This window comes from Accumulibacter sp., from assembly GCF_023806565.1.
Classification (GTDB): Bacteria; Pseudomonadota; Gammaproteobacteria; order Burkholderiales; family Rhodocyclaceae; genus Accumulibacter.
On the sequence record NZ_JAMTDV010000023.1, the window covers coordinates 38,151 to 39,725 of the forward strand.

General features: G+C 72.3%; 1 pseudogene. It reads left to right on the top strand.

Annotated features, from left to right (window positions below):
• A pseudogene (locus NFV80_RS02995) lies at nucleotides 1–1,575 on the top strand (hypothetical protein); the annotation flags it as partial.

A 1,575-nucleotide genomic window follows, 5' to 3' on the forward strand; every position in this document is an offset into this window, starting at 1 on the left:
CGAGCGCCGCGCACGCCTTCGCCGAAGCCTTGCGGCAGGCCGGCGACGCGCCGCAGACGAGCGCGCTGCTGCGCCTCGGCGGCGTCACCTCGGCGATCGAGCTGCCGCTGGCGAACGAGCAGGAGCTGCTGGCGTACGCGCGAGGGCTCGATGCGCTGGTCAGCGGCGATGACGAACGCGCGCGGACGCTCCTGCGTGCACTCGGCGACAACGAAATCCGCGTCGGCGACGTCGTCCTCCGCTCCCCGGCGAGCTGGCTCGAGGGAGTGCCGTCGCCTGCCACAGCCGGGGAGGCGACCGACGAGGCCGGCGCCAGTGCGCGGCGCAAGCTCTGCGTGCTGCTCGCCGGCAGCGCGCCGGCGCCCGCGCTGGCCGCGATGATCGGCGAAGCGGTCGCCGCTTTCGACATGACTGTCGTCGGGCGCGAGAACCTGCGCACCCGAGACCCCGCCGGCCGCGTGCTCTACGAACGGCTGCTCGACGCCGAACTCGTCGTCTGCGACCTTTCGCCCGGCGACCCGGAAGACTTCTACCTGCTCGGCGTCTGTTGGGCGCTGCGGCCGTCGGCAACGCTCGTCGTCGCCGAACAGCGCGACGTGGAAAGCGGACCGCCGTCCCTGCGCGGCAGGAGTCTCCGCTACCTGTCGCCGCACGACGGGAAGCGCGGCGCGGGGTACGGGCAATTCGTCCGGCGAATGCAGGGCATCGTCGAGCAAGCCGACGCGGGCTATCTGGGCAGCCCGGTGTATGCGCAGAGTCGGCTGGCAGCGCCGCGGCTTGCGCGCGACGAAGGTGCCCGGCCGCCGGCCGCTGCGGCCGGCGGCCCGCAGCCTCGCTGCCTCGTCATCCAGGGTTTCGGCAAACGGCTGGATGCGCGCAGCGGCCGCACGCTCGACCTCGACGCCTCGTTCGCGCTGTTGCGCGCGGCGGTCGAGAGTGCCGGGTGTCGCTGTCTGCGGTGGGACGGTGGCGGCCTCGACGAAGCCCTCGTGCGTGCGCTGCACGCGGTCGAAGTCGTCGTCGCCGACCTGTCGGCCTCGGTGGAAGAGGTATTGCTGCAGGTGGGTATCCGTTTCGCGCTGCGCCCGCGGGGCACGCTGCTCGTCGCCGAAGAGCAGTGGCCGTTGCCGCGCGCTTTCTCCGACCCGCCGGTGATCCGCTACCGTCATCTCGGCGAAGACGTCGGCTCGGTCGAGGCGAGACGCTTGCGCGCCGAGCTCGGCGCAGCGATCAGGGCGTCGCTGGCCGGCGCGACGATCGATAGCCCGGTCTATCGTGCGCTGCCCGATCTGCAGCCGCCGCAGTGGGCGGGCGAGCCAGCCGGCGACGAGGAACGGGACCGACTGCCGGAATGGGCCAGCGATGGCGGCAAGGACGAGTACGGGCGCTGGGTCAGCATCCGCGTCGGCGACGTCACGCAGCGTTTCCGCTGGATCGCCCCCGGAACCTTCGAGATGGGCTCGCCGGTGGACGAGCCATGGAGGCGTGACGACGAGGTGCCCCACCAGGTGACGCTGACACAAGGCTACTGGCTGGCCGACACCGCATGCACACAGGCGCTGTGGATGGCGGTGA